18 protein-coding genes are annotated in these 21,968 nt (G+C 34.9%); 8 read left to right on the top strand and 10 right to left on the bottom strand.

The genetic code is table 11. The annotated features are described in order from the left end of the window. Nucleotides 1-142 precede the first annotated feature (142 nt). Entirely contained in the window at nucleotides 143-2,902 is a 2,760-nt protein-coding gene (locus ACNQF8_RS05320; RefSeq protein WP_417953006.1) for a 2-oxoglutarate dehydrogenase E1 component, read from the bottom strand. 119 nt (nucleotides 2,903-3,021) lie between these two features. Here ACNQF8_RS05320 and ACNQF8_RS05315 point away from each other — a divergent pair, with 119 nt between their 5' ends. Beyond that, nucleotides 3,022-3,564 (top strand): hypothetical protein, encoded by a 543-nt coding sequence (locus ACNQF8_RS05315; protein ID WP_417951091.1) that lies wholly within the window; start codon nucleotides 3,022-3,024, stop codon nucleotides 3,562-3,564. Here ACNQF8_RS05315 and ACNQF8_RS05310 read toward each other — a convergent pair. Next, nucleotides 3,561-3,947, bottom strand: coding sequence for a hypothetical protein (locus tag ACNQF8_RS05310; protein WP_417951090.1), 387 nt, complete (start codon nucleotides 3,945-3,947; stop codon nucleotides 3,561-3,563). The two genes, ACNQF8_RS05315 and ACNQF8_RS05310, sit on opposite strands and share 4 nt — an antisense overlap. A 139-nt stretch (nucleotides 3,948-4,086) precedes the next feature. Further along, nucleotides 4,087-5,061 carry a polyprenyl synthetase family protein gene (locus tag ACNQF8_RS05305; protein WP_417951089.1) on the bottom strand — a complete coding sequence of 325 codons (975 nt, stop codon included), beginning with the start codon at nucleotides 5,059-5,061 and terminating at the stop codon, nucleotides 4,087-4,089. Nucleotides 5,062-5,256: 195 nt separating this feature from the next. Between ACNQF8_RS05305 and ACNQF8_RS05300 the strand changes: the two genes are divergently transcribed. The 5 genes from ACNQF8_RS05300 (at nucleotide 5,257) to ACNQF8_RS05280 (ending at nucleotide 12,156) form a co-directional block, all read left to right on the top strand. Then, nucleotides 5,257-5,778 (top strand): YceI family protein, encoded by a 522-nt coding sequence (locus ACNQF8_RS05300; protein ID WP_315210990.1) that lies wholly within the window; start codon nucleotides 5,257-5,259, stop codon nucleotides 5,776-5,778. Nucleotides 5,779-5,903: 125 nt separating this feature from the next. Then, entirely contained in the window at nucleotides 5,904-6,500 is a 597-nt protein-coding gene (locus tag ACNQF8_RS05295) for a TetR/AcrR family transcriptional regulator (protein ID WP_315210992.1), read from the top strand. Between the two features lie 3 nt (nucleotides 6,501-6,503). Then, nucleotides 6,504-7,844: a TolC family protein gene (locus tag ACNQF8_RS05290; protein ID WP_417953005.1), complete on the top strand. Its 1,341-nt coding sequence runs from the start codon at nucleotides 6,504-6,506 to the stop codon at nucleotides 7,842-7,844. Nucleotides 7,845-7,848: 4 nt separating this feature from the next. Then, a complete protein-coding gene (locus ACNQF8_RS05285) occupies nucleotides 7,849-8,910 on the top strand; it encodes an efflux RND transporter periplasmic adaptor subunit (RefSeq protein ID WP_315210996.1) in 1,062 nt (353 codons plus the stop codon). A gap of 78 nt (nucleotides 8,911-8,988) precedes the next feature. Continuing rightward, a complete protein-coding gene (locus tag ACNQF8_RS05280; protein WP_417951087.1) occupies nucleotides 8,989-12,156 on the top strand; it encodes an efflux RND transporter permease subunit in 3,168 nt (1,055 codons plus the stop codon). Nucleotides 12,157-12,240: 84 nt separating this feature from the next. On the opposite strand, the gene ACNQF8_RS05275 is transcribed toward ACNQF8_RS05280, so the two are convergent. Then, nucleotides 12,241-12,681 (bottom strand): LexA family protein, encoded by a 441-nt coding sequence (locus tag ACNQF8_RS05275; protein ID WP_417953004.1) that lies wholly within the window; start codon nucleotides 12,679-12,681, stop codon nucleotides 12,241-12,243. Beyond that, nucleotides 12,672-13,946 carry a Y-family DNA polymerase gene (locus tag ACNQF8_RS05270; RefSeq protein ID WP_417953003.1) on the bottom strand — a complete coding sequence of 425 codons (1,275 nt, stop codon included), beginning with the start codon at nucleotides 13,944-13,946 and terminating at the stop codon, nucleotides 12,672-12,674. Before ACNQF8_RS05270 ends, ACNQF8_RS05275 begins: the two co-directional genes overlap by 10 nt. Before the next feature lie 403 nt (nucleotides 13,947-14,349). Between ACNQF8_RS05270 and ACNQF8_RS05265 the strand changes: the two genes are divergently transcribed. After that, the gene (locus tag ACNQF8_RS05265) at nucleotides 14,350-15,018 is read left to right on the top strand and encodes a hypothetical protein (protein ID WP_417951084.1); all 669 of its coding nucleotides are present in this window, start codon (nucleotides 14,350-14,352) and stop codon (nucleotides 15,016-15,018) included. A 99-nt stretch (nucleotides 15,019-15,117) separates the two neighbouring features. Here ACNQF8_RS05265 and ACNQF8_RS05260 read toward each other — a convergent pair whose 3' ends face one another. After that, nucleotides 15,118-15,990: an AraC family transcriptional regulator gene (locus ACNQF8_RS05260; RefSeq protein ID WP_417951083.1), complete on the bottom strand. Its 873-nt coding sequence runs from the start codon at nucleotides 15,988-15,990 to the stop codon at nucleotides 15,118-15,120. 188 nt (nucleotides 15,991-16,178) lie between these two features. On the opposite strand from ACNQF8_RS05260, the gene ACNQF8_RS05255 reads away from it, so the two are divergent. After that, the gene (locus tag ACNQF8_RS05255) at nucleotides 16,179-16,775 is read left to right on the top strand and encodes a hypothetical protein (RefSeq protein WP_417951082.1); all 597 of its coding nucleotides are present in this window, start codon (nucleotides 16,179-16,181) and stop codon (nucleotides 16,773-16,775) included. A gap of 77 nt (nucleotides 16,776-16,852) precedes the next feature. Here ACNQF8_RS05255 and ACNQF8_RS05250 read toward each other — a convergent pair whose 3' ends face one another. From ACNQF8_RS05250 to ACNQF8_RS05235, 4 genes are all read right to left on the bottom strand, one after another. Then, nucleotides 16,853-17,836, bottom strand: a complete 984-nt coding sequence (locus ACNQF8_RS05250) for a Gfo/Idh/MocA family protein (RefSeq protein WP_417951081.1) — start codon at nucleotides 17,834-17,836, stop codon at nucleotides 16,853-16,855. Between the two features lie 52 nt (nucleotides 17,837-17,888). Continuing rightward, entirely contained in the window at nucleotides 17,889-18,605 is a 717-nt protein-coding gene (locus ACNQF8_RS05245; protein ID WP_417953002.1) for a DsbA family oxidoreductase, read from the bottom strand. A gap of 528 nt (nucleotides 18,606-19,133) precedes the next feature. Beyond that, the gene (locus ACNQF8_RS05240; protein WP_417951079.1) at nucleotides 19,134-20,504 is read right to left on the bottom strand and encodes an NADH-quinone oxidoreductase subunit N; all 1,371 of its coding nucleotides are present in this window, start codon (nucleotides 20,502-20,504) and stop codon (nucleotides 19,134-19,136) included. Nucleotides 20,505-20,517: 13 nt separating this feature from the next. Further along, on the bottom strand, nucleotides 20,518-21,960 hold the full coding sequence (locus ACNQF8_RS05235) for a complex I subunit 4 family protein (RefSeq protein ID WP_417951078.1): 1,443 nt from the start codon (nucleotides 21,958-21,960) through the stop codon (nucleotides 20,518-20,520). Nucleotides 21,961-21,968: the final 8 nt, after the last annotated feature.

The raw sequence follows: 21,968 nt of genomic DNA, 5'->3' as shown, positions 1-21,968 counted from the left end.
TTATGAATTTTAAGTTTTAAATTGTCCTAGAACAACCTATGTTTATTATATATACTATTTTTAGCCCTGATGGAAACGGCATCCTTTTTCTAGCTTCTTTAGCTAGGAAAAGATATAGTGCACAGCAGGAAATAGCTCCTTATTATCTAAATAAATTTTTATCAAAAACCATTTTTATTGCATCGGCCTGACGGCGTTTTGCTCTTGTATAACTACCAGCTGCAGGAGCCGCGTATGCTTTTAGAGACGCCAATCTCCATTTCACTAAATCGAAATTCATCAACATAAAGCTGTATGCTCCCATGTTTTTTGGCTCTTCTTGTGCCCAAACATAATCATCAGCGTTTGGATATTTAGCAATAATCTCTTTTAATTGTTCCACCGGCAATGGGAATAATTGTTCGATTCTAACAACTGCTACATCTTTACGACCGTTATTTTCTCTTTCGGCAGTGATGTCATAATAGAATTTTCCAGTACAGAAAACTAGTGTTTTCACATCTGCTTTGTTTACAGTTGTATCGTCAATTGTTTCTTGAAAACTTCCTATTGCTAACTCTTCAACTGTAGAAACACATCTTGGATCACGCAACAAACTCTTTGGTGTAAAGACAACAAGTGGTTTACGGAACGTTGTTTTCATTTGTCTTCTCAGCAAGTGAAAGAAATTGGCAGGCGTTGTACAATCGGCAACATACATATTATGTCTGGCACAAAGTTGTAAATAACGCTCCATTCTGGCTGAGGAGTGCTCTGCTCCTTGACCTTCATAACCGTGTGGCAATAATAAAACAATTCCGTTTTGATTGTTCCATTTGTCTTCCCCACAAGAGATATATTGGTCAATCATAATCTGGGCTCCATTACTGAAATCCCCAAATTGTGCTTCCCAAATGGTCAGTGTATTTGGATTTGCTAAAGCGTACCCATAATCAAATCCTAGCACACCATATTCAGATAAAAGAGAGTTATAAATATTAAACTTCCCTTTTTTATTTTCGATTGCATTTAATACAATAACTTCTTCCTCTGAGTCTTCTACTTTTACTACCGCGTGACGGTGTGAGAAGGTACCACGCTCCACATCTTGACCTGAAATTCGAACATCGAAACCTTCCGTCAAAAGCGCACCATACGCTAGAGTCTCTGCGGTTCCCCAATCGATGGTATTGTTGTCGTAACCAGTTTTTCTATCAGTGACAATTTTACTAATTTTATTAATAAACTTTTTGTCTGCTGGTAAAGTAGAAACCGTTTTTATGATAGAATCTAATCCTTCTTTTGGAAATGACGTATCATATTTTTGTAACATCTGCGTATCTGAAACCTGCTCAAAACCGCTCCACTCATTTTTCATGAACGGGGTAATGATGGTTAAATCTTTTTTGCGAGATTCTTCTAAATTTACTTCTAATTTTGATTTGTATTCATGTTCCAATCCTTTTACAAAAGTGCTGTCGATTACTCCTTCGGCAAGCAATTTATCCATGTAAATATCTCTTGGGTTTTTGTGCTTTGCAATGATTTTGTACAATACTGGCTGAGTAAAACGAGGCTCATCACCTTCGTTATGTCCGTATTTTCTATATCCTAATAAATCGATGAAAACGTCACGACCAAATTGCATTCTGAAATCCAAAGCAAATGACATTGCGTGAACTACCGCTTCAGCATCATCTGCGTTTACGTGTAATACTGGCGAAAGCGTAACTTTGGCAACATCCGTACAATAGGTAGAAGAACGCGCATCAAGGTAATTCGTTGTAAAACCAACTTGGTTATTGATTACAATATGGATTGTCCCTCCGGTTTTATAACCGTCCAGTTGTGCCATTTGTACAATTTCGTACAGAATTCCCTGACCTGCAATTGCAGCATCACCGTGAACGGCGATTGGTAATACTTTAGAGAAATCGTTAGGGAAATATTTGTCTTGTTTTGCTCTTGTGATTCCTTCGATTACTGCACCTACAGTTTCAAGGTGCGAAGGATTTGGGGCTAAATTGATATTTATATTTTTTCCAGTGCTGGTAACTTTGTCAGCAGTAAGTCCTAAATGGTACTTTACATCTCCGTCAAAATATTCCTGGTCGTAATCCTTACCATCAAACTCTCCAAAAATGTCTTGGGTTGATTTGCCAAAAATATTTGCCAAAACATTTAAACGGCCACGGTGTGCCATTCCCATTACAAATTGCTCTACTCCTTTTTCGGCTGCTTTTTCAATTAAAGCATCCAAAGCCGGTATGATTGATTCTCCACCTTCAAGAGAAAAACGTTTTTGACCTACATATTTAGTGTGCAAAAAGTTCTCAAAAGAAACGGCTTGGTTTAATTTATTTAGAATTGATTTCTTTTCGTCCAAAGAAAATTTAGGCTGATTATCATTGACCCCTAATTTTTTCTGAATCCACTCTACCACTTCCGGTTTACGGATATACATATACTCCACACCAATGTGCTGGCAATATATAGTGTCAAGGTGAGTTATAATTTCCTGAAGCGTACAAGGCTGTATATTAATCACCTTAGCAGCATCAAAAACAGTATTTAAATCAGCTGCTGATAGTCCGAAATTTGTGATTTCAAGTGTTGGCGATGTTGTTCTTCTTTCACGAACTGGATTTGTTTTGGTAAACAAGTGACCACGAGAACGGTATCCATCTATTAATTTCAATACATTAAATTCCTTTTGAAGCTTATCTGATACTAAATTGATATCTGAATTATTAGCGACTTGCTCCACTTTGTTTTCCTCATTGTAAGTCGTCATCCCAAAATCGAAACCTTGAAAAAAACTTCTCCAACTTGGCTCAACGCTGTCTGGATTCTCTAAATATTGATCGTATAATTGTGCGAAAAATTCGGTGTGTGCTGCGTTTAAAAATGAAAACCTATCCATAATATGTGGTGAATATACTTTTTTGTTAAAATAGTTTGGCAAAAGTACAATAATAGAATAAATTTATAATTTATTTTAAGATACTTTTACATTGAAAAATGTTAAAAAACTGAAAACTTATGACAAAGAATAGCTTTTTAGACGATTCCAAATCATTATTGGTGATTATTATCCTATTTTTTTCAAGTTGCTTGTTTGCACAGCAAAATACATCGCCTCCTAAAACAGAAAATCAGTTTTGGAGAAATGTGCAATTTGGGGGTGGAATTGGTTTAGGCTTTGGTTCTGGCTATACGGATATCTCATTAGCACCAAGTGCCATTTACAATTTCAATGAATATGTGGCTTTAGGTGTTGGCTTACAATATAAATATTTAAAACAGAGAGATTATTACGCTTCCCATTTGTATGGCGGTAGTGTTATAGGATTATTTAATCCAATACATGAAATCCAACTTTCGGCTGAACTGGAACAATTAAGAGTCAATGTAAACTTAGAGGGATCCAATAGCAATTCACAAGATTATTGGAATACCGGATTATTTCTTGGCGCTGGATATAGATCTGGAAACGCAACAATTGGCGCCCGTTACAATGTTTTGACTGACAAAAACAATATTTACGGCAGTGCCTTTATGCCTTTTATAAGAGTTTATTTTTAAATTCTCTCCCCTCCTTCTGAGGGGTTGGGGGAGGAATACTTATTCCTAAACCAAACTTTTTGCCATTCTCTTTTTAGAATTAAAAAAGCGACTTGTTCTGCCAGAACTACTAAATCAGAACCATCGAGTTTTTTTATTTCCTCTTCTGAAACATCAATTATGTATAGTAAATTGAGGTATTCCGCAAACTTATACTGAATGAGTCGATAGATTTTTTCATGAAGCTGTAACTTCAATTCATTAGGAGATATACTCAAAGGAAAGTCAATTGCTTCATTAGCCAAATTGAAATCCTTATTCATTTGTTCGATTAATTTCAAATATAAGTTTTCGCCTTCTGCTTCAGTAAGTAGTAAATCCGTATTTTTTGGAACTATAAACATATCTTTAAAATTTCAATGGCAATATCAATAGCAATTTTCAATATTGTTGTTGTGGTACAATTTACTTCTTGTTAATTTTAAATATCAACTTTCAAAATCAACGTTGCTATTGATTATTGAAATTGTTATTGAAATTGAATTACACTTTTCTTCCCATTAAATTCTCACCAAAAGCTTTCAGCATTTCTTTTTTATCTATGCTGATATTCATTTTATCCAAAGTTTGAAAAGCCTTAAATGTAAAATCTTGTATGGCATCTTGAGTTGCTTTTGAAGCACCTGAATTGTTAAAAAGCTCTTTTACCGTTTTGATTTTTTCAGTATTGTCTTCTGGTTGAATAGAGAACAATCGTCTCAATTCTTTTGCTTCTGCTTCTTTTGAAAAAGCAACTGCTTTAAGATACAAATACGTTTTTTTATTTTCTATAATGTCTCCGCCTACTTGTTTTCCAAAGGTTTCCGGATCACCAAAAGCGTCCAGGAAATCATCCTGTAATTGAAAAGCCAAACCTAAATTCAATCCGAAATCATAAATCAAATTTGCGTTTTCTTCTGAAGTTTCCGCTATAATCGCCCCCATTTTCATGGCTGCCGCAACCAAAACAGCTGTTTTATATTGAATCATTTTCAGGTATTCCGGAATGGTAACGTCATTTCTTTCTTCAAAATCGACATCCCATTGTTGCCCTTCGCAAACTTCAAGAGCTGTTTTGCTGAATAACTTAGCTAAATCCCGAAAAATAATAGGTTCATATTGTTCGAAATACTGGTACGCTAAAATCAGCATTGCATCACCTGATAAAATTCCGGTGTTCAAATTCCATTTCTCGTGAACCGTTTCCTGACCTCTTCGCAATGGCGCATCATCCATAATATCATCATGTACCAATGAGAAATTATGAAAAACTTCAACAGCCAAAGCTGCCGGCAGCGCTTTCTTATAATCGGCATCAAAAATCTCTGCACTCATCAATGTAAGAACAGGACGCATTCTTTTACCTCCAAGATCTAATATGTAATGTATGGGTTCGTATAGATTTCTAGGTTCTTTGGTTTCATATTGTGATTGCAAATAATCCGAAAGAAACTCTTGATACTGGTAAATAGAATGCATAAAATAATTTTTTGGCTAATTTACAGTATTCAATTTGCATTACAAACTCCGTTTCATTATCAAATGTTAAATAAATCAAAATACATTGGAAACTATTTTGGTATTCAAAGTTTCCACCTTACATTTGCCAACGAAAATTTAACATTTTAAATTTTTAGCGGTTTTAAATAAATTCCAAATACAACACAACGAATTATGAAAACAAAATGGACAGTTGACTCAAATCAATCTGATGTTCTGATAAAAATGAGACATTCAATAATCGCTTATCTGGCAGGCTCCATAAATAAATTCAACGGACATATTGATATTGAGGACAATGAGATAGAAGATGCTTCAATAGAATTTTATTTGGACATCAATAATAAAGATGCAAAGCTAGAGCAAATAGATACTCACCTGGGATTGAACGACTTATTTGACATTAAAAAATTTCCTGTTATTAGTTTCAAGTCGACTTCATTTGAAAAAGTTAATAAAAACATTAATTTTTTGAAAGGAAATCTAACCATAAAAAACATCACAAAAGTAGTGGAGCTTGATGCTGAATTTATTGGATTCAACACATATGATGGCGATCAAAAAGCTGCTTTTGAAATAACAGGTCATATCAATCGCAAGGATTTTGGTTTGAACTTCACTTCATTTAATCAAACAGGTGGTTTAGCTTTAGGGCAAGACATTAAGTTTATGGCAAACTTAGAATTAACCGCTTAACAAGAAAGCGAATGTTAAATAATCATAAACTTTAGGAAACTATTTTGGTTTTCAAAGTTTCCAAATTACATTTGCATCAAATTTAACAGTTTAAATAAATCACAACTGATTAAAAATTAAAGAAAATGAAAGAGAAAATTATATCCAAAGCAAAAGAGATGTTTTTGAAACTTGGTTTCAAAAGTATCACCATGGATGATATTGCCGGTGAAATGTGTATTTCAAAAAAAACGATTTATAAATATTTTGCTAATAAAGAGTTACTCATAGAAGAAAGTGTTCAAGTAATTCATACTGAAGTAAACACGATCATAAACACGATAACCTCTCAAGATTTTAATGCCATAGAAGAGAATTTTGAAATCAGACGGATGTTTGAAAACATGTTTAAGTCTACTGATACTTCACCGGTGTACCAATTAAAAAAGCACTACCCTGAGGTGTACCAAAAAGTGTTATCTGATCAAGTAGAAATGTGCGAGTCCTGTTTTAGAAAAAACATCGAAAAAGGAATAGCCCAAGGTTTATACCGTGACGACCTAAATGTAGATGCATACGTCAAGTTTTATTACATGTTAATTTTTTCGATCAACGAAAACATAAGGTCAGAACGAGAGGCTTTTGCGCTTGAAATGGAAGCACTACAATACCATACCAGAGCAATGGCTACCGAAAAAGGAATAGCCGAATTAGAAAAAAACTTACTTAATCCAATTACATAAACAATGAAAAAAATAATCATATTACTAACCCTAACATTTGCTCTTAGCGTCAATGCACAAGCAGTCAAATCCCTCACGCTGAAAGAAGCCATCAACTATGCTTTAGAAAATAAAGCAGAAGCCAAAAAAGCAAAACTACAAGTGGAGAACAGTGAGTACCAAATTCAGGAAGTACGCTCACGTGCGTTACCTCAAATTTCAGCAAATGGAAGTTTAACTTACAATCCTGTATTACAGACAACCGTTATTGATGGAGCTAATTTTGGTCAACCAGGAAGCACAATTCAAGCTAATTTTGGTCAAAAATGGAATTCAACCGCTGGTGTTTCTTTGACACAAGCGATTTTCGACCAAACGGTTTTTACAGGTTTGAAAGCAGCAAAATCTACTAGAGAATTTTACCAAATCAACGAACAACTAACCGAAGAACAAGTAATTGAGCGCGTAGCCAATAATTATTATCAGGTATATGTTCAGAGACAAAAACTAACTGTTATTGACAGTTTGTATAAAAATACCACTAAAGTAAAAGACATAATTAAAGGTCAGTATGATAATGGTCTAGCCAAAAAAATTGATTTGGATCGTACTTTAGTAAGAATTTCAAACATCAATACGCAACGCCAACAAGTTTTGAATGCAGTTCAAATTCAAGAAAACGCATTGAAATTTTACATGGGAATGCCAATAGAAACTCAAATCGAGATTCCTCAAACAGCATTTGAAGTAAGTCCACAATCATTATCAGAGATTCCAAATACAGCAAACAGAACGGAATATCTGCTTTTGAAAAAACAAGAACAACTTTTATTTTATCAAAAAAAGGCTGTTGAAGCGGGATATTATCCAACATTATCATTGAGTGCTGGTTACAATTATATTGGTCAGGGTCCAAAAATGCCTATTGGAGGAAAACCATCTGATGGCGTATATTGGTCAGATTTCTCTTCAATTGGTTTGAATTTAAAAGTGCCCATTTTTACAGGATTTGGTACTCGTGCCAAAGTAAGACAAGCCGATATTGATTTGAGAACCATAAAAGAAGACATCAACGATACAAAATTATCTCTTGATTTGGCTTTCGCCAATGCAAAAACGCAAATTGATAATAGCTTAACCACTATCAACAATCAAAGAGAAAATGCGCAACTAGCTAAGGAAGTTTTAGACAACACCAGAAACAATTATATACAAGGATTAGCCTCTTTAACTGATTTACTGGATGCCGAAAACTCATTGACTGAAGCTCAGAACAACTATACATCTGCAATCCTAGACTACAAACTAGCAGAAATACAATTAATCAAATCAAAAGGAGAATTAAAAACACTTATAAATAACTAAAAAAATGAAAAAAAATATACTAATCATAGTAGCAATCGTAGCAGCTTTAGGCGTTATCGCATATACTTTAACGAAAAACAAAGAAGAAAACGAAGCAAAAACAGCAATTGTAGCAGAGAAAAACGCCAGTGTTTCTGTAAAAGTTGCAACAGTAAAAATCGAAGAAGTTTCTCTTGATTTTTCTGCCAATGGAAATTTTGCACCACTACAGGAATTAAGTTTTTCTGCTGAGAAACCAGGAAGAGTAGTCCGTGTTTTAGTTGAAGAAGGAGACCGAGTACGAATTGGACAGACTTTAGCTATTGTAAGAAGCGAACAAATTTCGGCTGACTTGCAAACGGCACAAGCTTCTTATCAAAATGCATTAACGGATTACAGCCGTTTTGAAAATGCTTTTAAAACCGGTGGTGTGACGAAACAACAATTGGATCAAGCCAAATTGAATTTGGTTACTTCAAAATCAAGATTGCAACAAGCAAAAGTTAATATTGGCGATACTAATATCAAAGCGACAATCAACGGAATTGTAAACAAAAAATACATTGAACCAGGATCAGTTCTTGGCGCTGCAACACAAATGTTTGACATTGTAAATGTTACAAAATTGAAGTTGAAAGTAAATGTTAATGAAAATCAAGTTGCAGGTTTAAAAGTAGGCAATACAATTACCGTAAAAGCAAGTGTATATCCTGACGCTACATTCTCTGGAAAAATCACTTTCATCGCTCCAAAAGCGGATGCAAGTTTAAACTTTCCGGTAGAAATAGAAATTGCTAATAACGCTTCAAATGATTTGAAAGCCGGAATGTACGGAACTGCTGAATTTGCTTCAAGCCAACAAAAACAATCGCTGATGATTGTTCCTAGAAATGCCTTTGTAGGAAGTGTAAGCAGCAACGAAATATTTGTAATCGAAAATGGAAATGCTAAACTAAAAACAGTTACAGCGGGAAGAATTCTTGGTGATAAAGTAGAAATTTTAAACGGGCTATCTGATGGTGAAACTGTAATTGTTACTGGTCAAATCAACCTTCAAGATGGGTCTAAAGTGGACGTTATAAAATAAGTCTTAAAGTCGAAAGTCTTCAAGCCATAAAGAAACCGCTTAAAGCCTAAAGCTTAAAGCCTAAAGCAAAGAAAAAAAATGAAATTAGCAGAAATATCCATAAAACGTCCCTCATTAGTTATCGTATTATTTACGATACTTACACTTGGCGGACTGTTCAGCTATAGCCAATTGGGCTACGAGTTGATCCCAAAATTTGAAACCAACGTGATTTCGATCGCTACTGTATATCCAGGAGCATCGCCTAGTGAGGTCGAAAACACCGTTACTAAAAAGATTGAAGACGCGATTTCGTCCCTTGAAAACATCAAAAAAATTGACTCAAAATCTTTTGAAAGTTTATCTTCGGTTGCGATAACATTGACATCTAATGCGGATGTTAATATTTCAATGAACGATGCACAACGTAAAATAAATGCCATCATCAATGACTTACCAGATGATGCGCAAGCGCCTTCGTTAAACAAGTTTTCTTTGAGTGATTTACCAATCATGACCATTGGTGCCAACGGAAAAATGGACGAAGTTGAATTTTACGACCTAGTTGATAAAAAATTAGCGCCCGTGTTATCACGAGTACAAGGAGTTGCACAAGTAAATATTACCGGTGGACAAGAAAGAGAAATTCAAGTAAACCTTGATGCCGTAAAAATGCAAGCCTACGGACTCTCAATTCCTCAGGTGCAACAAAATATTTTATCTTCGAACTTAGATTTTCCAACAGGAAATATTCAAACTAGAGAACAAAAAATATTAATTCGTTTAGCCGGAAAATATAAAAATGTCGAAGAATTAAGAAACTTAATTGTTTCCTCACGAAGCGGAATCCAAGTGCGTTTGGGCGATATTGCTGATGTCCAAGATACCCAAAAAATTACAGAGAAAGTAGCTCGTGTGAATCAGAAAAGTGCGATTATTTTACAAATCATCAAACAATCTGATGCCAATGCGGTTGCGGTTAGTGAAGAGTTAGTAAAAACAATTGCTAAACTAGAATCCGAATATAAATCGGCTGAATTAAAACTAGAAATAGCGAAAGATAGTACAGTATTTACACTTCAAGCAGCTGATGCTGTAGTGCACGATTTACTTATTGCAGTACTTTTAGTGGCTTTTGTGATGTTGTTTTTCTTGCACAGTATTAGAAACTCATTGATCGTAATGGTCTCCATTCCAGCTTCGTTAATTGCTACTTTTATCGGGATTTATTTGATGGGTTACACCTTGAACTTAATGAGTTTACTAGGATTATCACTTGTGGTAGGTATTCTTGTAGATGATGCCATTGTGGTTCTGGAAAATATTTACAGGCACATGGAAATGGGTAAAAACAAAGTTCGTGCAGCTTATGATGGTACTGCCGAAATTGGTGGAACCGTAGTATCGATTACGCTTGTAATTGTGGTAGTATTTTTACCAATTGCATTGAGTTCTGGACTGGTTTCTAATATCATTACGCAATTTTGTGTTACGGTAATTATATCTACTTTGTTATCATTAGTAGCGTCATTTACTATTATTCCATGGTTATCATCCAGATACGGAAAATTAGAACACATTGAAGGTAAAAACTTTTTCGGAAGAATTATCCTTGGGTTCGAAAATTACTTAACCCGTTTCATCAACTGGATCTCTGGATTACTAACATGGTCTTTGGATCATTATAAAACAACACTTGCCATTGTTTTAGTTTTATTCTTCAGCTCAATTGCATTGGTACCAGCAGGATTTATTGGTGGTGAGTTCTTTGCAGCATCGGATAGTGGTGAGTTTTTAGTTCAAATCGAAATGCCAAAAGATGCCTCGCTAGAGCAAACCAACTTTATGACCCAAAAAGCAGAAGCATTTTTAGAAAAAGAAGAGTTTGTTGCAAGTCAATTTGCGATTGTAGGACAAGTAAGTGGAGGCCAAGGAGCATCACAATCTACTGCCTACGAATCTGAGATTAACGTAAAAATGGTAGGCCTTGACAAGCGCGATGAACCTGCCAATGTATACGCAGCCAAGACAAAACGTAAATTAGAAAAATTACTAGTGGGTGCCAAAGTAAAAACCGTTCCAGTTGGTATTTTAGGAACGGCTGAAGATGCAACTTTAGGACTTATTGTAACAGGTCCAGATGTAGAAAGCGCCATGAAATTTGCTATTGCTGCCGAAAAAGAATTGCGCACTATTCCAGGTGCAACAGAAATTGAATTATCGGTAGAGGACGGAAATCCTGAAGTAAGCGTAAAAGTAGACAGAGATAAAATGGCTGCACTTGGTTTGAGTTTACAAACAGTAGGTATGACTATGCAAACTGCTTTTAGTGGAAACACAGACGGGCGTTTTAGAGCTGGAGAATACGAATACGACATCAATATTAAGTATAATGCTTTCGATAGAAAAAGCATTGCTGATGTAAGCAACTTGATCTTCATCAATGATATGGGTCAACAAATCAAATTAAATCAATTTGCAACGGTAACTGAAGGTTCTGGTCCAAGCCAATTAGAGCGTAGAGACAAAACAGCGTCTGTAACTGTTAAAGGCCAAAATGTTGGTATCTCTTCTGGAACGATTGTATCACAATGGGAAGAGAAAATTGACAAATTGAAGAAACCAGTTGGTGTAGACTATATTTGGGGTGGACAAAAAGAGAATGAAACAGAAGGTTTTGGAACCTTAGGAATTGCTTTATTGGCTGCTATCATCTTGGTTTATCTGGTAATGGTTTCGTTGTACGATAGTTTCGCGCATCCATTTGTGGTATTGTTTGCTATTCCGCTTTCGTTTATTGGAGCATTATTAGCCTTGGCTTTGACCAATAATACGTTGAATATTTTTACTATTCTTGGGGTGATTATGTTAATTGGTCTGGTTTGTAAAAATGCGATTATGCTTGTGGATTATACCAATCAGCGAAGAGCTGCGGGTGAGAGCATAAGAACCGCATTAATTCAAGCGAATCACGCACGTCTTCGTCCAATTTTGATGACAACCATTGCGATGGTATTTGGTATGTTCCCAATTGCATTAGCATCTGGTGCTGGTGCCGAATGGAAAAATGGATTGGCATGGGTAATTATTGGTGGATTAATCAGTTCATTATTCCTAACCTTGATTATTGTTCCGGTGATTTATGAAATCATGGAGAAATTAATTGCTAAATTCTCTAAAGGTCAAAAAGTAAATTATGAAGCTGAAATGATTGCTGATTACGAACACAGAGAATTAAATGAGGACGGAGTTACTCCAAAACACTAACGAATTCTCACATCATAACAAACGACCTGCTCTTTATAGATGTAGGTCGTTTTTTTATTATAGAAAGTTATAAATTTAATGGGTCTAAAGCTTTTTAATCACGTAGGTTACAATGCCCCAAATGATGAGTTCGTTTTCCTCAGTGACTTTTATGGGTGGATAATCTGGGTTTTCTGGCATGAGATACAAACAATCTTTTTCAACCTTCATTCGCTTGACGGTAAACTCTCCATCGATAAAACAAATCGCAATTTTATTGTTTTGTGGCTCTAAGCTTCGGTCAACAACAAGTACATCTTTGTCATTGATTCCAGCATCAATCATGGAATTTCCTTTTACTTTGATGTAAAAAGTAGCCAGCGGGTTTTCACTCAATTGTTTGTTCAAATCGATACTCATTTCCATAAAATCAGCAGCCGGCGATGGAAATCCCGCTGAAACACCTTCGCTGATGAAAGGAATTCGCAATTCACTTTCATAATCCGGCAGAAAAAAAGTCAGTTTTTGATCTTTGTTTATAGACATTTTATTTCAAGTATATCTTTAAAATTAGTGGTGTATCTGGGTGACAGATGATTCTGATTCATGTTCCAAGTCAGACTTGAATTCTGTGTGGCCAACTTTACTTTCTTATCACCAATTTTGTTATTGAGACCATCCATTACTTTCATCAACAGTAAATGTTTTGGGTTTTCCTCATCAAACAACTGAAACTGTTTCTTATTTTCATCAATCAATTCAGTGACGATGACGCCTGCTTTCTTGAATTTCAAATGCTCATTCCCTTGGTACAGTTTTTTCAACATATCGATGGCTGCATTAGAAATTGTCAACGTAGAATTTGAGGCATAAGGCAGTGTAATCGCCATGTTAAAATAATATTTCGAGGTTTGTATCGTATGTTTATCCACCACAAGCATCACAATAATGGTATGACAGCAGGAGTTTTGTTTTCGTAATTTTTCTGCGCAAACCGCAGCAAAAGTAGCTACACGTTCACGCAACAAATCAAAATCAGCAATTTGTTTTGGGAAACTTCTGGTTGTGGCGATACTTTTCTTTTGGTCCACAATAGGCTCTAAATCCAAGACTGATTTTCCTTCGAGTTCGTATTTTAAACGCATACCAACCACACCCATTTCTTTTTTAATCCACGCTTCATGTTGTGGCGCCGTAAAATCTAGTGCCGTCACAATATTTTTGGCTTTCATCTTTTTATTCATTCGGTAACCAATGCCCCAGACATCTTCAATCTTTGTCCATTTCAAGGCTTTGATACGTTTTTCTTCGCTATCAATAACGTAAACACCTTTCGTTCTGTCTTGGAATTTTTTAGCAATTTTGTTGGCTACTTTTGACAATGCTTTGGTTTCGGCAAAGCCAATACAAACGGGAATTCCTACCCATTTTTGCACACGGGTTTTCATTTGGATTCCATAATCATGATAATCTAAAATCGTCAAACCATCAAAATTCAGGAAGGCTTCGTCGATGCTATAAATTTCTAGATTCGGGGTAAACTGACCTAAAATTGCCATTACTCGGTTACTCAAATCACCATAAAGCGGATAATTCGAAGAAAATACTTTTACATTTTTCTCTTTTACCAATTCCTTAATCTGGAATGCTGGCGCACCCATAGGAATCCCCACCGCTTTCGCTTCATTACTTCTGGAAATCACGCAACCGTCGTTATTTGACAAAATTGCAACCGGTTTCCCGTTGAATTTCGGCTGAAAAACACGTTCGCAGGAAGCATAGAAATTGTTACAATCGACTAAAGCATACATGTTACAAAATTACTCAATATCCCTCGATGCGTGTTTGTAACTAAAGTTAATTTTAGGGATTGTTGATAAGTAGTTTTATATAAAAATATTTTTAAAAATTAGGTTCTATCTCTTTTATTGAGATTTGTTCTTTATCAAAACCATAAAAAAGCAATTTGAGCCCAACAAGAATTGTATTAAAAAAATCTTAATATTCCCTTCTCAATAAAATTATTTTTATTTTTTTAAATATTTTAATTGTTTGATTTAAAGATAATTATATGTTTTAAATCAATTTATAAGCTAAAAACACAAAACCGTGATTCAAATATTTGGCACGCTACTTGGATATACCTAATCAAATAAGTAAAAAAAGCGAAAGCCGAAAAGCTCAAGAGTAGGCAAAATTCAAAATATAATTATCATGAAAAAAATTACCTTTTTAGTAGCTAGTATCTTCGTATTTGGAGGTAGTATAGTGAATGCAGCAGAGAAAATCGATTTTTCTGTAGAAAGAAGATCTGTTGTAGATTTTAGAGATGCCGACCCAATTGTGTTCACAGAAAGAGGAATTGAGTTCTTCATATTCCCTGACGGACAATTTGATTTTAATACTCGCCCTTCAACCGGTTCAACTGGCGGCATGTATTATAAAACAGGCAAAAAAAATGGCATGAATAAAACGTATGGTGCACCAGCAAATGTTCGAAACGGAAATTATGGTGTAAAAGTAGAACACGACAACATGGGTAGAGTAAGACGTATTGGAAACGTGATGATCAACTATGACTCAAATGATAGAGTAAAACGAGTGGGTTCCGTTTATATGACCTACAACCGTTATGCTTTGGAACGAGTAGGTGGTTTAGAAATTATCTACAACCGTCGTGGTCAGATTGTCGATATTGTTGGAGCCGTAAAAGGTGCTAGCCGTTATGAATATAGCCAAAACAGCTATGGAAACAATGATTATGGCAACAGCCAAAACTCAAATGATGATGACTACTACTATTACAGAACAAATGGTACAAAAGCCAAAATCGAGGACACTAAAGCATCAGGAAGTGTAGCCATCAGAATAGACAGAAGATAGTTAGTTAGTTATATAAATGGTTTGTTTGAAATTCCTACTGGTATACGTATCAGTGGGAATTTTTTTTGAATTACTACACATTAAAATCTTTCGTAGTATTTACTTGAGTACTGATTTCAGTTCCTGACGGTATTGCGAAGCACTTTTACCAGTGAATTCTTTGAACGATTTATTGAAGTAACTGAAGTTATTAAAACCACTTTCATAGCAAATCTCAGTGATGCTGATGGGTTTTTCAGCCAACAGTTTAGATGCGTGAACCAAGCGGTAATCATTTACAAATTTGGTAAAAGTTTTGTTGGTTATCTTTTTGAAATACCTGCAAAAAGAAGGTTCTGTCATACTTACCAATTCCGAAACTTCTTCCAGCGCAATATGTTCCTGAAAATTATCTTTTACATAATTAAAAACAGCGTTGATGCGGTCATTGTCCTGCATTTGCATTTCCATCGAAAATCCATCGGCATTTAAAACTGTCGATTCTTTGGATAGTTCCAGCTCATTAAGAATACTCAGCATCGTCAACAATCGCTCAAACTGTGGCTCCTGTTCCATCGATTCTATTTTTTTTCCGATATTTTTTTTGGTTTCACCATGAAAAGCAATTCCGGCTTTGGCTTGACTAAAAAGATTCCGAATATTCGTCATTTCGGAAATATCAAAAAATCCATTCCCTAAAAAATCAGGTTTCATTTGGATTACCGTTTCATTTTTGTTTCCGGTTTCTTCATTGGTAAACCCGCAGTGCGGTAGATTACTTCCTATCAGAATCAAATCCCCATCGGTATAATACGAAATGTGACTTCCAATCTGGCGTTTCCCAGAACCTCCATTTACATAAACAAGTTCAATTTCAGGATGATAATGCCACAAGTGTGCTTTACTGTTCGCATTTTCGACATATTTCGAAAAGTAAAAAGAACTCCCGAAAGAAGGCGCAATAATTTCAAAAGCTGGCGGTATAATTTTCATACGGATCCGTATTTAGAATTAGCACAAATTTACCAAAAATAGATACTCAATTAACTTTTTTAACCTTAATCGATTTCGTAAAAGGTAAAATAGAACACAAATCAGAAAATTGAGCACTACTCATAATGAATAGGTTACAGTAATTTAGCATCAGATAAGTATCATTATAAATCTAAAAATTTACAAATATGAAAAAGATTTTAAAATTTAGTTTAGTGTTAGCCGCAGTAGTATTAACTGCCATACAAGCACACGCAGGAAACGCAGATTTTTCACTGGATTTAATAAAAGAAGACGGAAAAACTGTAAGTTTTAGTTTGAAAGAGGTTAAGAAAATTGATTTGTCTATTTATGACACCAATGACAGTTTAATCTATCAGGAAAAAGTTACTTCTGAAGATAATATTAATAGAACATACGATTTGACTGCTTTACCAGATGGAATCTACTTCTTAAAAGCGGAAAGCGATCTTAAAATTTCAAAATATAAAATTGAAGTTGTAGGTAAAAAAGCAAAATTATCTGCTGATGCTATTTCTGAAGTGTACAAACCAGTTTTGGTAAACAAAAACAGAATCGTTACCGTTAACATTTTAAACTTAGAAAACACTCCTGTTACAGTTGCCATTTACAACTCAGAGGAAAACCAAGTGTATAATGAGACTTTGACCACTGATCTTTATGTGGGTAAAATATTTGATTTAACTAGCGCACAAAACGGTAAATATACGTTTGATATAACGTACAATGGTAAAACATTTAGCGAAACAGTTACTATCAAATAGTGATTAAATAAATTGTAGTAGTTAAGAGGTTGTCTTTATCGGACAGCCTCTTTTTTTGTTTTAAATACTTGAAAACACTACAGATTCCCCATAATCTGGTCCATAACCCAACTCGTATGCGCTCCCGTTAAACCTGTGGAGGGATGTGTACTGTTCCCCAGAAGATCTTCTCGCATTTGCTGAATATGATACAACTGAATATTTTCAGGATGTTCAATAAATAATTCCGTTTGTCTTTGTGCGTTAGAAAGTACTACAGGATCATTTTCAAATACAGAAAATGTGATTTTTCCTTTGCTTCCATAAATGGCCACTTTATCTTCCCGTTCATAGCAACCAAAGTTCCAGCTTCCTGAACCGGTTATTCCAGACTCATGCAACCAGCAAGCAGCAACAGCATCTTTAGCTGAATACAATCCCTGTTGATTGAGACTTAAACCGGAAACCTCTCTTATATTTCCCAAAAGATGCGTGAATAAATCCAGACCATGACTGGCTAAATCATCAAAATAACCACCTGTAGCAATGGCGGCATCAGTTCGCCAATTGTATTCACCGGATACATCTTTAGCATTTGCCGGTTTACTCAAATGCCATCTTATATGCCTGATTTCACCAATGCAACCTGTATCAAGCCACGTTTTCACTTGTTCAAAACGAGGCAATGTACGCCTGTAATAGGCAACAAACAAAGGAATATTTTTTGTTGCAAACGCAGTATAAATGTCGAGACTGTCTTGATAATTTGGCGCCAAAGGTTTTTCGATACAACAAATCTTACCGGTTGCAGCGACCTTCAATCCATAAAATTTATGAACATCGGGAGGTGTGGCAATGTAAATCGCATCAATTTCAGGATCATTAATCAAATCATCAGCATTTGTGTAATACTTACTTATTCCGTGTCTTTTAGCATAATCCGCAGCCTTAACCGCATCTCTACGCATTACTGCTACCACTTCAAAACCATCCGTTTTCTGATATGCAGGACCACTTTTCACTTCGGTAACATTACCACAGCCCAATATTCCCCAACGGATTACTTTTGTACCTTCACTCATAATTACTAATTTTTCAATGCTTCTGACAATTTAGAAAAAATGGTTTATAGTTTTAATCACACCCTTCTATCCCACAGCTGTCACCATCGGTAGTATTCAACACCGTAACTTTAGAATCAAATTTACCTTCTTCCCATACTTTTTCTAGTGTTTTCTCAAATGTTTCGACATGTTGCGCACCCGAAACTGCATATTTATTATCGAAAACAAAAAAAGGAACTCCTTGAACACCGATAGATTGTGCCTCATCAATATCATGCTGCACTTCATTGGCGTAAGCATTAGAATGCAATACTTCATCAATGGATTCATCATTCAGTCCTACTTCCAGTCCTAATGCTCTCAATGTATCCAAATCATTTATATTCTTGCCCTCCGTCAAATAGGCTTTGAACAATAATTCTTCTAAGTCATTTGCCAAATTATATTTTTTCGCCAAATGCAACAAGCGATGTGCATTCAATGAATTGGCCATAATCGCTTTTTCGAAATGGAAATCCAATCCTGAATTTTTAGCATTTCGAGTCATACTATCAAGCATCTCTTGTGCCCAATCGTTATCTTTTCGATATTTTTCTGCCAAATGCTCTACCATATTATCGTCGGAAGAAGCAACAAAGCCAGCGTCCAACTGAAAGCTTTTCCATTCAATTTCAACTGCAGCTTTATGTTCGAAATTTTGTAAAGCATCTTCTATTCTTCTTTTTCCGATATAACAAAACGGACACATAATATCCGACCAGATTTGTATTTTTAATGTATTTCCCATATTACTTTCTATAATTAAATTCAAAATTAATTCTGTAATACAAAATTAATCAATTCAGTTTTTAGCTTTTTGAGTTTTAGTATTTAATTATAGATACTGGAATAGTAAAAATTTATTCGAATCAGAAAATAGCAAAACTCACTAACTAAGCATTTATGATTATAATTTTATTATTTCACTAATCAAATCGTAAATACCAATTAAACAAAAAAGTAGACCACTTAAGAAAATTTTCAATTTTGTTGCAAATAACATATCATCAGTAGCATACTGATAAAATTTATGCTTTAGCATAATAACAACTCCTACAATAATCAAAACAACACTAATTACAAAAAGGTTAATATCCATAAAACGTACTTGATTTATTTTCTGCTTAACGACTACATTATCTGTTCTCTGAAATTTTGGTAATAGAAACTATACAAATTTCTAAAACCATAACTTTATAAAAGTAATCATTTAATAAAACAAAAAAACCATCAAAATTGCTCTTGATGGTTTTCTGTATATTTTTCATAATTTAGTTTATGCCAATAAATCCAATACAAATGAAGGGAACAACCCTAATGCAATATTCAAAACAATTGCTATAACAGCAACAGCATAAATAATAACCGGAGTTCCTTTTCGTTCTTCGTTTGGTTTTTTGGTGTACATCGCTAAAATCAATTTGAAGTAGTAACCAACACTAATAATAGAGTTCACAACAGCTACGATTACTAATACCAAGTAACCCGCTTGAATCGTTTGATTGAATAAAACCAACTTAGCAAAGAATCCGGCAAAAATTGGTATACCAGCCATCGAAAGTAAAGCTGCCGTAAGAATGGCTGCTAACAATGGATTTGTTTTTCCTAAACCGTGGAAATTTACAATGTCTTCGTTGTCTCTATTTTTACAAACATATAAAATAACACTAAAAGCAGCAATTCCAGATAAAGAATACGCTGATGCATAATACAACAAACTTCCTGCTGATGTAGACAAACTCAATAAAGTCATCAACATAAAACCTGCATGGGAAACTCCTGAAAAAGCCAACATACGTTTTACATTCGTTTGTCTCAAGGCCATAATATTACCAACGGTCATAGAAGCCATAGCAATAATAACCACTACCATTTTGAATGACTCTGAAACATCAGCATTCATTACTGATAATAATTTGTATAAAGTAGCCATAGCAACTACTTTCGCCAAAGTACTCATCAATGCTGTTGTCAACGCTGGAGAACCTTCGTAAACGTCTGGTGCCCAGAAATGGAATGGAACTGCCGCGACTTTAAACAACATTCCGATAGTTACCAACACAATTCCTATTGGGAACCAAACCGGCAATTCAGCAGATTGTGATAATTCACTGATTTCAGTAACATCAAAACTTCCCATGGCACCGTAAATTAAACAAATACCAAAAAGAATGATTCCCGAAGCAAAAGATCCCATCAAGAAATACTTCATTCCAGCTTCGTTACTTTTTAAATTCATACGGTCACTTGCCGCAAGAATATAAAGCGCAATTGATAATACTTCAATTCCTAAAAAGAACATTGCTAAGTTTCCAAAAGAAACCATCGCCACTGCTCCTGCCAATAAAAATATTTTTATGGCAATATAATCAGAGATTTTAGATTGGTGATTTTCGTAAAAGTTATGTCCTAAAGCTACTAAGAAAATAGTAAGCACGATAAACAAAGACGAAAAAGTACTAGAAAATTTACTCACAACAATCATGTTGTTGTAGTAACCCTCCGTAGAATTAAATTCAGATATGGTTAAACCCAGCACTCCCAATAATCCAATAATTGTTATTGGAACAATGGCTTTCCTTAAATTAAAAATTTCAAATAAAAGGCATAAAACACCTAATCCTATTATAGCTATTAATGTATTCATTTTTTTATTTGACTTAGTTAATTCGGTTTATTTGAGTTAAAATTTCTTCCAGACTTGGCGTAATCAAATCGGTAATTGGCTTTGGATACATCCCAAAAAAGAATAAAACACCAATTATAAGCACTAATGTTATTCCTTCATTGACAGTTACATCAACAAAAGGCTTTGTATTTGTTTCTCCCAACATCGCATGTTGAAACATTTTCAACATATAATACGCTCCTAAAATTATGGTTGTTCCTCCTAAAATGGCAAACCAAATATTGATTTGTGAAAGACTGTATAAAACGGTGAATTCTCCAATAAAGTTAAAAGTTGTTGGCAAGGCAACAGATGCCAATACCAAAATCAAAAACATCGAAGTGAATTTTGGTGATTGCGTACGAATACCGCCCATTTCAGCAATGGCTCTAGTTTCGTATCTTCTGAAGATAATTTCAGCGGCATAAAACAATCCAACAACTACAAATCCGTGTGCAATCATTTGTAAAACTGCACCACGCAATCCGTCTAATGTCAAAGTGTACGTTCCGGCTGCAATTAATCCAACGTGAGCCAAAGAAGAATACGCTAATAATTTCTTTAAATCTTTTTGTTTCAACGCTACGATAGATCCGTAAATCACACCTGCAATTCCAAGTCCTATGAAAATATACATGTATTCTTTGGCTGCCAATGGTGCCAATGGCAATTGCCAACGGATAACACTGTACAATCCCATTTTTAGCATGATACCAGATAAAAGCATTGTCCCAACAGTTGGTGCTTTTTGATACACATTTGCTTGCCAAGTGTGGAAAGGAATTAATGGAATCTTAATCGCATACGCCAAGAAGAAAGCCAGGAATATCCATAATTGTTCCGTTGCTGTTAGGTTCAACTTGTATAAATCTTCTAATAAAAGACTTCCTGCTTTTTGATACATATAAACAAAAGCAACTAACATAAATAAAGAACCTGCAAGTGTGTAAATAAAGAATTTCACTACCGCTTTTTTACGTTCTTCAGCGTCTCCATTACCCCAAATTAAAGCGATGAAGTAAATTGGAATCAATGATAATTCCCAGAAAATATAATACAAAAGACCGTCTGATGCTAAGAATGTTCCTGCCATTGCAAACGACATAAACAAGATTAACGCATAAAATGATTTTGAATTTTTATAGTCATTCCCAAAAGATGAAAATATAATTATTGGAGTCAAAACTGTGGTCAATAACAGCATCGCCATCGATAATCCATCTGCTTTTAGAGCAAAAGAAATATTAGGTTGTGTGATCCACTGGTTAATGAAACTGATGTTTTCACCTAAATTATAGTGATTTAATAATACAATAGAAGCGCCTGCAGCAGCTAACCCAAAGAACAAAGCCACTTTTGAAGCCAGTTTATCGCCTGCAATAAAAGTTGCAAACGCACCAACCAAAAGTATAATTAATATTAGAGATACATTCATGATATATG

Source organism: Flavobacterium labens, assembly GCF_048286755.1.
Taxonomy (GTDB): domain Bacteria; phylum Bacteroidota; class Bacteroidia; order Flavobacteriales; family Flavobacteriaceae; genus Flavobacterium.
The sequence above is the reverse complement of the archived record's forward strand: the minus strand, read 5'-3'. Positions and strand labels throughout refer to the sequence as shown.